At 71.5% G+C, this 14,038-nt stretch carries 11 protein-coding genes; 9 read left to right on the top strand and 2 right to left on the bottom strand.

The window, feature by feature from the left end; all coding sequences use genetic code 11:
- Positions 1-121 precede the first annotated feature (121 nt).
- Positions 122-577: a metallopeptidase family protein gene (locus ABTY62_RS47085; protein ID WP_385351609.1), complete on the bottom strand. Its 456-nt coding sequence runs from the start codon at positions 575-577 to the stop codon at positions 122-124.
- A gap of 294 nt (positions 578-871) precedes the next feature.
- Here ABTY62_RS47085 and ABTY62_RS47080 point away from each other — a divergent pair, with 294 nt between their 5' ends.
- The 7 genes from ABTY62_RS47080 (at position 872) to ABTY62_RS47050 (ending at position 8,650) form a co-directional block, all read left to right on the top strand.
- Positions 872-1,306: a DUF3499 domain-containing protein gene (locus tag ABTY62_RS47080; RefSeq protein WP_352135559.1), complete on the top strand. Its 435-nt coding sequence runs from the start codon at positions 872-874 to the stop codon at positions 1,304-1,306.
- Between the two features lie 273 nt (positions 1,307-1,579).
- On the top strand, positions 1,580-3,196 hold the full coding sequence (locus ABTY62_RS47075; protein ID WP_352135558.1) for an L-lactate permease: 1,617 nt from the start codon (positions 1,580-1,582) through the stop codon (positions 3,194-3,196).
- A gap of 160 nt (positions 3,197-3,356) precedes the next feature.
- Positions 3,357-4,718, top strand: a complete 1,362-nt coding sequence (locus ABTY62_RS47070; protein WP_352135557.1) for a phosphomannomutase/phosphoglucomutase — start codon at positions 3,357-3,359, stop codon at positions 4,716-4,718.
- A 130-nt stretch (positions 4,719-4,848) separates the two neighbouring features.
- The gene (locus ABTY62_RS47065) at positions 4,849-5,031 is read left to right on the top strand and encodes a Trm112 family protein (RefSeq protein ID WP_311729456.1); all 183 of its coding nucleotides are present in this window, start codon (positions 4,849-4,851) and stop codon (positions 5,029-5,031) included.
- 58 nt (positions 5,032-5,089) lie between these two features.
- A complete protein-coding gene (locus tag ABTY62_RS47060; RefSeq protein ID WP_352135556.1) occupies positions 5,090-6,310 on the top strand; it encodes an SIS domain-containing protein in 1,221 nt (406 codons plus the stop codon).
- 118 nt (positions 6,311-6,428) lie between these two features.
- Complete coding sequence (gene manA, locus ABTY62_RS47055; RefSeq protein ID WP_352135555.1) at positions 6,429-7,634, top strand: mannose-6-phosphate isomerase, class I; 1,206 nt, start codon at positions 6,429-6,431, stop codon at positions 7,632-7,634.
- Positions 7,635-7,729: 95 nt separating this feature from the next.
- Entirely contained in the window at positions 7,730-8,650 is a 921-nt protein-coding gene (locus ABTY62_RS47050; RefSeq protein WP_352135554.1) for a cation diffusion facilitator family transporter, read from the top strand.
- Between the two features lie 230 nt (positions 8,651-8,880).
- On the opposite strand, the gene ABTY62_RS47045 is transcribed toward ABTY62_RS47050, so the two are convergent.
- Positions 8,881-10,944: a fructose-specific PTS transporter subunit EIIC gene (locus tag ABTY62_RS47045; protein WP_352135553.1), complete on the bottom strand. Its 2,064-nt coding sequence runs from the start codon at positions 10,942-10,944 to the stop codon at positions 8,881-8,883.
- Between the two features lie 412 nt (positions 10,945-11,356).
- On the opposite strand from ABTY62_RS47045, the gene ahcY reads away from it, so the two are divergent.
- Both ahcY and ABTY62_RS47035 read left to right on the top strand, forming a co-directional pair.
- Positions 11,357-12,814 carry an adenosylhomocysteinase gene (ahcY, locus tag ABTY62_RS47040; protein WP_352135552.1) on the top strand — a complete coding sequence of 486 codons (1,458 nt, stop codon included), beginning with the start codon at positions 11,357-11,359 and terminating at the stop codon, positions 12,812-12,814.
- Positions 12,815-12,916: 102 nt separating this feature from the next.
- Positions 12,917-13,531, top strand: a complete 615-nt coding sequence (locus ABTY62_RS47035) for a hypothetical protein (protein WP_352135551.1) — start codon at positions 12,917-12,919, stop codon at positions 13,529-13,531.
- Positions 13,532-14,038: the final 507 nt, after the last annotated feature.

The following is a 14,038-nucleotide window of genomic DNA, read 5'->3' as shown; positions in this document are numbered from 1 at the left end:
GACATGACACAGCTGCCGGGCCTCCTCGACACCGAGGCGATCCGTAAGGACTTCCCGATCCTGGACCGGCTGGTCACGGCGTGTCGCTGTCCCGTATTCACCACAACATGAGCATGGGCGGCTAGTCCTGCCCGTATCGCGGGTCCACCAGCTCCGGGGCGAGGCCGAGCAGCTCGGCGACCTGTTCGACGACGACCTCGTGGACGAGCAGCGCGCGCTCGTCCCGGGTCTTGGCGCGGATCTCGACCGGGCGGCGGTAGATCACGATGCGGTCCGGGCTGTCGCCGCGCGCGGCGATGAACCGGCCGAGCGGCACGGACTCGCCGTCCCAGCCACCCGCGCCGCCGGGCGCGGCCGGGACCGGCACCTCGAGCACGGCGAAGTCGACGGCGGACAGCTGTGGCCAGCGTCTTTCCAGCCGTTCCGCGGACTCCTGGACAAGATCCAGGAAGGACTCCGCGCGGCTGACGGAGAGCGGCACCTGCGGCGGCGCGATCGGACCGCGCATCCCGCGCCCGTGTCGATCGCGGCGGCGCGGGCGCGGCTCGGACTGGTGGGGCGGTACGGGCCTGGTCATCACTCATGAGGGTAGCCGTCGCGGGCTCTCGGGCACGCGCTTACCGGACAGCGCCTCAGATGTCGCGTTGCTGTCACTCTCGTGTCGCCGGATGAGCGTTCCAGTCGTGCTTGCGACCAAAAACAGTCGCCTCACGGGTCGGCTTTCCCACGCAAGATGATCTATATCGGATCGCTCGATGACCGGATCCGTTCTCGCCGGTCATTGTCCGTGCCGGAGTCCGCGCTGGTCAGCGCAGTGGTTCACGGATCGGGACGCAGCGGGCGAACCGTGACGACACGGCGGAGTGAGCTGGTGGAGAGTCGTCGCGGCCCGCTCAAGAGTGCGGTACCGTCCAACGTCGTGAGCCCTGTACGTCGCTGTTCGCGCACCGCGTGCGGCCGCCCCGCCGTCGCGACGCTGACGTACGTCTACGCGGACTCGACAGCAGTCCTCGGGCCGCTCGCCACCTACGCCGAGCCGCACTGCTACGACCTGTGCTCCGAGCATTCCGAGCGGCTGACCGCCCCGCGCGGCTGGGAGGTCGTCAGGCTGGCCGTCGACACCGGCCCGCCCCGCCCCAGCGGTGACGACCTGGAGGCGCTGGCCAATGCCGTGCGCGAGGCCGCCCGCCCCCAGGAGCGCGCGTCCGGCGGGTCCTCGGGGCCCGGGACGGGCGGCCGGGAGGGCGACCCCCGGGAGGTCTCCCGCCGTGGCCATCTGAGGGTCCTGCGCTCACCGGACTCCTGAGCGCCACCCTCGCCACCCTGAGGCCCTGACGCCCCGAGGCGCTCCTTCAAGCCCCCTCCTCGGACCTCTCCCTGCGGCCGTTTCCCGAACTTCTTCCCGGCACTTGCCGATCCGTTGCCGCCGAGGCATTGACCAGAACTTGTCGCGGACACGACCATTCCTGCATCCCTGGAACTGTGTTTTCGCATCGCGGATACGGCTTTCCAGGGGCGACTCCCCGGTGCCCGGGTCCCGGGACGCCGGAAGAGACGAACCGAATGCCGGGAGGCCTGTGTGTTCGTGCAGCAACTGGAGCCGGTCGCGAGCTCCCTCTCCCTGTCCGCCCTCGTCGCCGCCCTCCCCCTCGTCACCGTCCTCGTGCTCCTCGGCGGGGTGCGGATGCGGGCCCACTACGCCGGCCCCATCGGCCTCGCCGTCGCCGCCCTGGTCGCCTGGCTCGGCTTTGGCATGCCCGTCGGCCAAACCCTCTCCAGCGCGGCCCAGGGGGCGCTTTTCGGTCTCTTCCCCATCATGTGGATCGTCGTCAACGCCCTGTGGGTGTACCGCATGACGGTCCACACCGCCCACTTCGACGTGTTGCGCCGCTCCTTCGGCCGGCTCTCCGCCGACCCGCGCATCCAGGCCCTGGTCGTCGCCTTCTGCTTCGGAGCGTTGCTGGAGGCGCTCGCCGGGTTCGGCGCCCCCGTCGCCATCTGCTCGGTCATGCTCGTCGCGCTCGGCTTCGAGCCGGCCCGCGCCGCCGTCGTCGCGCTCGTCGCCAACACCGCCCCCGTCGCCTTCGGCGCCATGGGCACCCCGGTCGTGACCCTCGCTCAGGTCACCGGGCTCCCGCTGGACTCCGTCGCCTCCGTCGTCGGGCGGCAGACCCCGCTGCTGGCCCTCGTCGTCCCCCTGCTGCTGGTCGCGCTGGTCGACGGCCGGCGCGGGCTGCGGGAGACCTGGGCGCCCGCGCTCGCCTGCGGAGTCGCCTTCGCCGCCGCCCAGTTCGCCGCGTCCAACTACCTCTCCGCGCAGCTCGCCGACATCGGCGCGGCGCTGCTGGGCGCCGCCGCGCTCGTCGCCGTACCGGGCGCCCGCAGGCCCGCCCGCGAGGAGGTGCGCGCGGCCGTGCTCACCGGCGTACGCAGCGACGACCTGGACCGCGAGGACCCGCGCCCCGAGGTGCTGCGCGCCTACGCCCCGTACGCGCTCATCGTCGTGATCTTCTCCCTCGCCCAGATCGGGCCGGTCAAGGACGCCCTCGCCGAGGCCACCCGCACCTTCGACTGGCCCTTCCTGGATGTGGCGAATCCCGACGGCGACCCCGTCGGCGGCAATGTCTTCGCCCTGCCGCTGGTCTCCACCGGCGGCACGCTGGTGCTGCTCGCGGGCGCGGCCACCGCCGTCGTGCTGCGGGTCCCGGTCCGGCGGGCGCTGGGGGAGTGGGCGGCCACCGTGCGCGAGCTGCGCCACGCGATCCTCACCGTCACCTCCGTCCTCGCCCTCGCCTACGTCATGAATCTGTCCGGACAGGCCGCCACCATCGGCCACTTCGTCGCGGCGGCCGGGGCCGGGCTGGCCTTCCTCTCCCCGGTGCTCGGCTGGTTCGGCGTCGCCGTCTCCGGCTCCGACACCTCCGCGAACGCCCTCTTCGGCGCCCTCCAGGTGACCGCCGCCCGGGAGTCCGGGCTGTCGCCCGACCTGCTCGCCGCCGCCAACAGCTCGGGCGGCGTCCTCGGCAAGATGATCTCCCCGCAGAACCTCGCCATCGCCTGCGCGGCCGTCGGCCTCAAGGGGCGCGAGGGGGATCTGCTGCGCAAGGTGCTGCCATGGAGTCTGGCCCTGCTGCTGGTGATGTGTCTCATCGTCGTCGCCCAGTCGTCCTTCCTGCTGGGCTGGATGCTGCCCTGAGCGGCCGCCCCGAGCGCGCCGCGCGACGGGCTTCACAGTTGCCCCCCAGGTCGTACGGGTAGGTTTTGAGGTCCGGAGGTCTCCAAGAGGGGCCCCGGAACGCCCAGAAGAAGACCTCAAAAGAAGACCCCCGAAGTAGAGACCTCCAGAAGGGACTGCTGTGACCGACTTGTCGCAGATCGTGAAGGCGTACGACGTGCGCGGTGTGGTCCCGGACCAGTTGAACGAGCCGCTCGCCGAGCTGTTCGGCGCCGCCTTCGCCCGGGTGACCGGCGCACGGGCGATCGTCGTCGGCCATGACATGCGGCCCTCCTCGCCCGCCCTGTCACGGGCCTTCGCGACCGGGGCCGCCGCACTCGGCACGGAGGTGACCGAGATCGGACTGTGTTCGACCGACCAGCTCTACTTCGCCAGCGGACATCTCGGCCTGCCCGGCGCGATGTTCACGGCCAGCCACAACCCCGCCCAGTACAACGGCATCAAGATGTGCCGCGCGGGCGCCGCCCCCATCGGCCAGGACACCGGGCTCGGCGAGATCCGCGCCCTGGTCGAGGAGTGGTCCGCCGGCGGCGCCCCCGGCCCGGTCGCCGACCGCGGCACGATCACCCAGCGGGACGTGCTCGACGAGTACGCCGCCCACCTGCGCTCGCTCGTCGACCTCACCGGCATCCGCCGCCTGAAGGTCGTCGTCGACGCGGGCAACGGCATGGGCGGCCACACCGTCCCCACCACCTTCGACGGGCTCCCGCTCGACCTGGACCCGATGTACTTCGAGCTCGACGGCACCTTCCCCAACCACGAGGCCAACCCGCTCGACCCCAAGAACATCGTCGACCTCCAGGCGCGCGTCCGCGAGACCGGCGCCGACATCGGCCTCGCCTTCGACGGCGACGCCGACCGCTGCTTCGTCGTCGACGAGCGCGGCGAGCCGGTCTCCCCCTCCGCGATCACCGCCCTGGTCGCCGCCCGCGAGCTGGCCAAGCACCCGGGCGGGACCGTCATCCACAACTGCATCACCTCGTGGTCGGTCCCCGAGGTCGTCAAGGAGCACGGCGGCACCCCGGTCCGCACCCGCGTCGGGCACTCCTTCATCAAGGCCGAGATGGCCCGCACCGGCGCGATCTTCGGCGGCGAGCACTCCGCGCACTACTACTTCCGCGACTTCTGGAACGCCGACACCGGCATGCTGGCCGCCCTCCACGTCCTGGCCGCGCTCGGCGAGCAGTCCGACCGCCCGCTGTCGCAGCTGGTCGCCGCGTACGACCGGTACGCCGCCTCCGGCGAGATCAACAGCGTCGTGGACGACCAGGCCGGGCGCATGGTCGCGGTCAAGGCCGCCTACGAGGGGCGCGACGACGTCGAGCTCGACGAGCTGGACGGGCTGACGGTGACGGCCGCCGACTGGTGGTTCAACCTCCGCCCCTCCAACACCGAGCCGCTGCTGCGCCTCAACGTGGAGGCGCGCGACGCGGAAACCGTCGCCCGCGTCCGCGACGAGGCCCTGGCCATCGTCCGCGCCTGAGCGACGGCCCCCAGGGGCGGTACCGAGCCCGGAAGGGAGCCGGAAGAGAGGGGGCGACGCTGCTGCCGCGCAGCCCCCTCCCCGGCGGTACGCTGACCACGCTGGACCCAAACCGAAGGGACGACGCCCCATGCCGCTCGAAGCCGGTCTGCTGGACATCCTCGCCTGCCCGGCGTGTCATGCACCGCTGCGCGAGGAACAGGGGCCGGAGACGCCCGAGCTGGTGTGCACGGGTGAGGGGTGCGGCCTCGCCTACCCGGTCCGGGACGACATCCCCGTGCTGCTGGTCGACGAGGCGCGCCGGCCGGCCTGACGGCATCCCGCGCAGTTCCCGCACCGCCCCGCCCACGGCGATCGGAGGCCGAAGCACCATGCTCGACGAATCCCTCCTCGACGCCCCCGAAGCCCTGGCCCGCGCGGATACCCGCGGGCTGCTGCGCGGGGTCGCCGAGTCCGGCGCCCGGGTGCGCACCGCGGCCCGGTACGCGGCCGAGGCGGGGGTCGCCGACCTCAAGCCCGACGGCCGGCCGCGCACCGTCCTGGTCGCCGGCCCCGGCGCGGCCGGGAGCAGCACCGCCGACCTCCTCGGCGCCCTCAGCGGCAACAACTGCCCCGTCAGCCTGATCGCGCCGACGGGCGTGGCGCCCGCCCCGGGCGCGCTGCGCTGGACGCTGCCCGGCTGGGCGGGCCCGCTCGACCTGCTGCTGCTCGTCACGCCGGACGGCGCGGAGCCGGGGCTGCCGCCGCTCGTCGAGCAGGCGTACCGGCGCGGCTGCTCGATCGTGGCGGTCGCGCCCGCGCACTCCCCGCTGGCCGCCGCCGTCGAGCAGGCGCGCGGGCTGATGGTCCCGCTGGCCACCACCGCTCCGTACGACACGGCGTACAACGCGGCGCCGTCCGTCCCCGCCGAGCCCGGGCAGTCGGAGGCGCGGCACGCCGCCGAGCCGACGGGCACGGCGCCGGACGAGGTGACGGGGCCCGCCCTGCCGGGCACCCTGTGGGCGCTGCTCACCCCGCTGCTGGTCCTCGTCGACCGGATCGGCCTGGTGTCCGCCCCGCCCAGCGCGCTCCAGCAGGTGGCCGACCGGCTGGACCAGGTCGCCGAGCGCTGCGGCCCGGCCATCGCCACCTACACCAACCCCGCCAAGGCCCTCGCCGCCGAGCTCGCCGGCTCGCTGCCGCTGTTGTGGACCGAAGGGCCGGTCGCCGCGGCCGCCGGGCGGCGCTTCGCGGGCCTGCTCGCGCTGCTCGCCGGGCGCGCCGCGCTCGTGGCCGAGCTGCCCGGGGCGCTCGCCGCCCACGGCACGCTGCTCGCCGGGTCGCTGGCCGGCGGCGCGGACCCCGACGACTTCTTCCGCGACCGGGTGGAGGAGGCCGAGGCGCTCCGGGCCCGGGTGGTGCTCTTGTACGACGAACCGGTGGGCTCCCTCTCGGCCGTGCCGACCGCCCGGGAGCTCGCGCTCGCCCACGACACGGCGCTCAGCGAGCTCGAACCGGGCAGCGGCGGCGTCCTGGAGTGCGCGGCGGAACTGCTCGCCATCACGGATTTCACCGCCGTTTACCTGGCGCTCGCCTCGGCGGAGGGATCATGACCGGGCACCCCTGTCGGTAACCCGCAGAAGTCTTCAGAAGACTCCCGGGGCTTCGACGTCCCCGCTCGCAGAGTTCGTACCGCTTCGTACAGTTTCGTACAGTCAGGAACCGCACTCCATGGACCGCCTCGTCAACACCGTCCGCCCCTACGCCTGGGGCTCCGCGACCGCCATCCCCGAGCTGCTGGGCACGGAGCCGACGGGCGAGCCGCAGGCCGAGCTGTGGATGGGGGCGCACCCCGGGGCGCCGTCCCGGGTGGACCGCGGCGAGGGCCCGGTGGCCCTCTCCGACGTGATCGCCGCCGACCCCGAGGGCGAGCTCGGCCCGGACGCCGTAAGCCACTTCGGGCCGCGGCTGCCGTTCCTGCTCAAGGTGCTCGCTGCCGCCTCGCCGCTCTCGCTCCAGGTGCACCCCGACCTCGCCCAGGCCGGGGCGGGCTTCGCGGACGAGGAGGCGCGCGGCGTCCCGCTCGACGCCGCCCACCGCAACTACAAGGACGCCAACCACAAGCCCGAACTCATATGCGCGCTCACGCCCTTCGACGGGCTGTGCGGCTTCCGCGACGCCGACCAGGCCGGCGAACTGCTGGCCGCCCTTGAGGTGGACTCGCTCAAGCCGTACGTGGACGTCCTGCACGCCCACCCGGAGTCCCACGCGCTGCGCGAGGTGCTCACCGCCGTACTGACCGCCGACCGTGAGGCGATCGCGGACACCGTCCACCAGGCCGCCGCCGCCGCCGAACGGCTCGGCGCGCAGGACGGCCCGCACGCCGCCGCGTACCGCGCGTACGCCTCCATCGCCCGGCACTACCCGGGCGACCCCGGCGTGATCGCCGCGATGCTGCTCAACTACGTACGGCTCCAGCCCGGCGAGGCGCTCTACCTCGGCGCGGGTGTGCCGCACGCCTATCTCGACGGCCTCGGCGTCGAGATCATGGCCAACTCCGACAACGTCCTGCGGTGCGGGCTGACCCCCAAGCACATCGACGTCCCCGAACTGCTGCGCGTCGTCCACTTCGAGAGCGCGGCCCCCGGTGTGCTCCGCCCCGAGGCAGAGCCCTCCGGCGAGGAGGTGTACGCCACCCCGATCGACGAGTTCCGGCTCTCGCGCTACGTCCTCGCCGAGGGCACCGGCAGCCTCCCGCTGTCCTCCCGTACCGCCCAGATCCTGCTGTGCGCCTCGGGCACGGCCGTGCTGCGCGGCACGGACGGGGACGGGGCCGAACTGCGGCTGGCGCGAGGGGAGTCGGCCTTCGTACCGGCGGGTGAGGCCGTGGCGCTGTCCGGGCCCGGCACTGTGTTCCGGGCCACAGTCGCCGCCTGACGCACCGCCGCTTCGCGGGGCTGCAACAATGGCCCGCCGTACGCAGTAAAGCAACGGCAAAGCTGCCGTGCGACGGAAGGGACATTCGGCACAAAATGAGTGCATCAGGCGGAACCAAGGCGATTGTTGCCGCGCTGGGCGCCAACCTGGCCATCGCCGTAGCCAAGTTCGTGGCGTTCGCGTTCAGCGGCTCGTCGTCGATGCTCGCCGAGGGCGTGCACTCGATCGCCGACTCCGGCAACCAGGGCCTGCTCCTGCTCGGCGGCAAGAAGGCCAAGCGCGAGGCGACCCCGGAGCACCCCTTCGGCTACGGCCGCGAGCGCTACATCTACGGCTTCCTGGTCTCCATCGTCCTCTTCACCATCGGCGGCGTCTTCGCCCTCTACGAGGGCTACGAGAAGATCAAGCACCCGCACGAGCTGGAGCAGTGGTACTGGCCGGTCGGCGTGCTCCTCTTCGCGATCGTCGCGGAGGGCTTCTCGTTCCGTACGGCCATAAAGGAGTCGAACGAGATCCGCGGCAAGCTGACCTGGGCGCAGTTCGTACGCCGGGCCAAGGCCCCCGAGCTGCCGGTCGTCCTGCTCGAGGACCTCGGCGCCCTGGTCGGTCTGGTGCTCGCCCTCGGCGGCGTCGGCCTGTCGGTGCTCACCGGCAACGGCGTGTGGGACGGCATCGGCACCGTCTGCATCGGCGCCCTGCTGGTCCTGATCGCCCTCGTCCTGGCGGCGGAGACGAAGTCCCTGCTGCTCGGCGAGGCCGCGGACGTGGACCAGGTGGCCAAGATCCGCGAGGCCGTCGTGGACGGCGAGACCGTCACCGGCCTGATCCACATGCGCACGCTCCACCTGGGCCCGGAGGAACTGCTGGTCGCCGCCAAGATCGCCGTCCAGCACGACGACACGGCGGCGGAGGTGGCCCGCGCGATCGACGCGGCGGAGGCCCGCATCCGCGAGGCGGTCCCCATCGCCCGAGCGATCTACCTGGAGCCCGATATCCTCCGCACCACCAAGCCGTAACCCCTCCCACACACACGAGGCCGCGCCCCGCCCCAGACCGGGGCGGGGCGCGGCCTCGTGGCGGTGGGCGTGGTGTTCGCTGTGGCGCCCGGGCTGGGGCACACAAGCCTGGAGCTTCCTCGCGGCCCCCTGGCCCGGCGCCGGCTCCGCCCCGTGGGGTCCGGGGCGGAGCCCCGGTTTCGGGAAGGGGCGGGTCAGGGGAGAACCCCACCGCCCCACCCACAACCCCGCTACTCGATCTCGCCGAGCACCCGCAGAATCGCCACCTCGTCCGCCGCCCCCAGCAACCGCTCCCGGAACTCCGCACTCATCAGCTTCCGCGAGAGCAGCGCCAAGATCCGCAGGTGTTCGTCCCCCGCCGCCGCCTCCGGCACCGCGATCATGAACACCAGCTTGGCCTTCGTGCCGTCCAGCGCACCCCACTCGATGCCCTCGGGCGCCCGCGCGAACCCAACTACGGGCTCGGTCACCGCGTCCGTCTTGGCGTGCGGAATCGCGATCTCCTCGCCGAGCCCGGTCGTGCCCTGCTCCTCGCGGGCCAGCGCCGCGCGGACCAGCTCTGGTACATCGGCGACCTTGCCGGAGGCGGCGAGCAGCTCGGCCATCTCGCGTATGGCGGCTTCCTTGCCGTCCGCCGCAAGCCGCTGCCGTACGGTCTGCCCGGTCAGATACCCGGACAGCACCTGACCCGCCTGACCCGACTGACCCGCAGCCGCCCCCTGGGACACAGCGGCCGCAGCCACAGCCGCCCCCTCCGCCACGACCCCCGCCGGCACCCGCTCACGCACCGGCACGGGCACGCCCGCGCCTGCCCCCTGCCGCGCCGAGCCCCCCGCACCCCCGCCGAACGACAGCGACATCAGCCCGATCGTCGCGAGCGCCGTGGCCGCCGTACCGATCACGACGGCGACGAAGAACATCGGCACCCCGCCGACCGCCCCGAGCAGCGCCACGATCGGACCGCCGTGCGGCACGTTGCCCTCGACCGACGCGAGACCCGCCACCGCACCGGCGACCGCGCCGCCGAGCATGTTCGCCGGAATGACCCGCGCCGGGCGCGCCGCCGCGAACGGGATGGCGCCCTCGGTGATCCCGAAGAAGCCCATGAAGATCGCGGCCAGACCGGTCTCCCGCTCCTGGTCGTCGAACATCCGGCGGCGGATGAGCGTGGCCAGCCCCTGGCCCAGGGGCGGGACCGGGATGGCCGCCGCGCACATTCCCATGATCTCGGGGTTCTTGGAGACCAGGCCGGCGCCGAAGAGGAAGGCGGTCTTGTTGACCGGCCCGCCCATGTCGAACGCGATCATCAGGCCGAGGATCGTGCCGAGCAGCGCCGCGCTGGTGCCCGTCAGCCCGCCGAGCCAGTCGGTGAGGTGCTCGAAGACCCAGGAGATCGGCTCGCCGAGCACATAGATGAAGAAGAGGCCGAGCGCCGAAGTCGCCACGATCGGGATCACGATGATCGGCATGATCGGCTGGGCGAACTTGGGGACCTTGACCATCTTGATCCAGCGCACCAGATACCCGGCCAGGAACCCGGTGACGATCGCGCCGATGAACCCGGCGCCCGCCTCGCTGTCGTACAGCTCGCCGTGCGCCGCGATCCAGCCGCCGACCATGCCGGGCACCAGCGCCGGCCGGTCGGCGATCGCATAGGCGATATAGCCGGAGAGCACCGGGATCATCAGCTGGAAGCCGATCACGCCGATGTCGTTGACGGACTTCCAGAAGGAGTCGTCGGGGATCACGATGCCCTTGGGCGTCGTGTCGCCGCCCAGCGCGAGCGAGACCGCGATCAGCAGCCCGCCGACCACGACGAACGGGATCATGTACGAGACGCCGTTCATCAGGGCCTTGTAGGTGAGGCTGCGCCCCTTGCCCCCGGCGGAGCCCCCCGCTCCACCGCTGCCCGCGCCCTCGCCCGCACCCTCCCCGCCGTACACCGGCGCGCTGCGGACCTGCTCGATCAGCTGCTCGGGGTGGTGAATGCCCTCCGCGACGCCGACGACGAGCACCCTCTTGCCGACGAACCGGCTGCGGTCGACGTCCTTGTCGGCGGCGATGATGATGCCGTCCGCGTCTCTGACATCGTTGTCGGACAGTACGTTCTCGGCCCCGATCGAGCCTTGTGTCTCCACCTTCATGGCGTGCCCGAGCGACTCCGCCGCCTGGGCCAGCTTTTCCGCGGCCATATAGGTATGCGCGATGCCGGTCGGGCAGGCGGTCACCGCAAGCAGCTTGAGCCCTGGTCCGCTGGCCCCCACGCCATTGGGGGGATCGGCTGGACTGGTCACGTGGGTCTCCTTTGAGAACTTTGACAACGCGTTGATCGAGCGAGGGAAGGTGCAAGGGTCCCCGCGCCGAGCGCATCCCGCAAGAGGTCCGGACCGGAACAAATCCCAGGTCGGCAGGGCACAGACGGCGAACCGGCCGAAGATAGCGTCCACAGGTTGAAGAAAGCCGCTGCGGACTGGGGTTCGCTGCGCCGATCGGTGTAGATTCGTGACCGAGCCAGACGTCGCTGCTGATGGCGGTCGGGCGGTCCGTTCCGCGGACCGGCCGAGGGAGAGAGGGCCTCCGACGGACTGCGCACTGCGAGCAGGGGACCCGTGTGTCCAGGCCGTGTGACCACGGCGCTGCGGAACCGCTGCCGCATGCCCAGCCGAAACCACTCTCGCTCGAAACCGATCAATTGAGGAGCAGCAGATGACGAATGCCGTCTCCGGTCAGGACTTCAAGGTCGCCGACCTGTCCCTGGCCGCCTTCGGCCGCAAGGAGATCACCCTCGCCGAGCACGAGATGCCCGGCCTGATGGCGATCCGCGAGGAGTACGCCGCCGACCAGCCGCTCGCGGGCGCCCGCATCACCGGCTCGCTGCACATGACGGTGCAGACCGCCGTGCTGATCGAGACCCTGGTCGCGCTCGGCGCGCAGGTCCGCTGGGCCTCCTGCAACATCTTCTCCACCCAGGACCACGCGGCGGCCGCGATCGCCGTCGGCCCGAACGGCACCCCCGAGGACCCGAAGGGCATCCCGGTCTTCGCCTGGAAGGGCGAGACCCTGGAGGAGTACTGGTGGTGCACCGAGCAGGCGCTGACCTGGCCGGGCACCGCCACCGGCGGCCCGAACATGATCCTGGACGACGGCGGCGACGCCACCCTCCTGGTCCACAAGGGCGTCGAGTACGAGAAGGCCGGCGCCGCCCCTGACGTCTCCACCGCGGAGAACGAGGAGCACCGCGTCATCCTGGAGCTGCTGAACCGCACCCTCGCGGAGAGCCCGCAGAAGTGGACGCAGCTCGCCTCGGAGATCCGCGGCGTCACCGAGGAGACCACCACCGGCGTCCACCGCCTCTACGAGATGCACCGGGACGGGACGCTGCTCTTCCCGGCGATCAATGTGAACGACGCCGTCACCAAGTCGAAGTTCGACAACAAGTACGGCTGCCGCCACTCCCTGGTCGACGGCATCAACCGCGCCACCGACGTGCTGATCGGCGGCAAGGTCGCGGTCGTGTGCGGCTACGGCGACGTGGGCAAGGGCTGCGCCGAGTCGCTGCGCGGTCAGGGCGCCCGGGTCATCATCACCGAGATCGACCCCATCTGCGCGCTCCAGGCGGCGATGGACGGCTACCAGGTCGCCACCCTGGACGACGTGGTGGAGACCGCGGACATCTTCATCACCACGACCGGCAACAAGGACATCATCCTGGCCGCCGACATGGCCAAGATGAAGCACCAGGCGATCGTCGGGAACATCGGCCACTTCGACAACGAGATCGACATGGCCGGACTCGCCGCGATCCCCGGCATCGTGAAGGACGAGGTCAAGCCGCAGGTCCACACCTGGACGTTCCCCGAGGGCAAGACGATCATCGTGCTGTCCGAGGGCCGTCTGCTGAACCTGGGCAACGCGACCGGTCACCCGTCGTTCGTGATGTCCAACTCCTTCGCGAACCAGACCATCGCCCAGATCGAGCTCTTCACCAAGCCGGAGTCCTACCCGACCGACGTCTATGTGCTGCCCAAGCACCTGGACGAGAAGGTCGCCCGGCTCCACCTGGACGCCCTCGGCGTCAGGCTGACCACGCTCCGCCCGGAGCAGGCCGCCTACATCGGCGTCCCGGTCGAGGGCCCGTACAAGGCCGACCACTACCGCTACTGATCGCACCACCCGGTAGCCGGTGAAGCCCCCGCCCAGCCGGGGGCCCAGGGCCCGCCCGGACCGACTCGTCCGGGCGGGCCTTCGCACGTCAAGGAACGGACCATGCCCCGCGGCCGCTACTCCCTCCACGACCCGCACGATCACGCCCCGCTCGCCGAGGAGCACTTCCACTGCGCCACCGGCCCCAGCGGCTGGCGCTATGTCTCCCAGCTCACCTCCCCCTCCGGCGAGCACGGCGGCTCCGTGGACCTCACGCTCGACGAACGGGGCCGGCCACTCCGTCTGGAGCTGAACGCCGCGAGCTGGCGCGTCCGCGGCGCGGCGCTGGAGGGCGTCACCTGGGTCCGCACCGACCCGGCCGGAGAGCACGCCACCGAGGGCAATGTCGCCGCACACTCCTTCACCGGGGCCTCGCCGGCCTTCCTGATCGCCACGGCCCGCCTGCTGCGCCTCACCCCGGGCGGCCCAGCCACCCGCGTCCGCCTCGTCGCCTTCACCGCCCCCGTCCTGGCGCCCCGCACGCTCGACCAGTCCTGGGCGCTGCTGGACAGGGCGGCACACGCGACCGACAGCGGCCCGCTGACCGTGGACGAGTACGAGGTGACCGCCCTGGACACGGGTGAGCGGCACTCTGTCCACATCGCCGGTGACGTGGTGCTGGCGGCGCCGGGGATCGAGCTCGAAGACCTCGAGAGTCCGCCGTCGACCTTCGTCTGACGGAGCCTTGACGCCCGCTCCCTCGGGAGTTACACAGGGAGTCGCTGGTTGTTTCACATAGACGTCGAGACATCGTCCGTCGAGACACCGGGTCGACGCACCGTCCATGACGCGTGGCGCTCTGTGCGGAGGCCCCTTCTGACCTGCTACTGTGTTGATCTCACCCAAACCCCTTGACGGGGGTTGCCGGGTGAGGTAGGTTTTAACGGTTGCGGCGAGCAGGGTATGCTCGTAGGCATTTGCTCGCGGGCAACCGTGAGCACCAAGGTCGCCTCTGTTCTGAATTCTGATTCGAACGAGGCACACTTCGATCCCCGCAGGAATCGCGAAGCCGATTAGGTCGGTCGATGTGAGTCTGCTAAAGTCGAAACAGCCGAAAGGCAAAGGCCACTCCAATCGGCCACCAGAAATGGGAATTCGGACCGGGAACGGACCGGAAAACGGATCTGGTAAGGTTGGAAACACCGAAGGGAAGCGCCCGGAGAAACCGGTGAAACGGTTTCAAAG

Origin of the sequence: Streptomyces sp. NPDC097640, from assembly GCF_040302705.1 — a bacterium.
In the GTDB taxonomy this organism is placed as follows: Bacteria; Actinomycetota; Actinomycetes; order Streptomycetales; family Streptomycetaceae; genus Streptomyces.
This window is presented reverse-complemented; position numbering and strand designations above follow the sequence as displayed.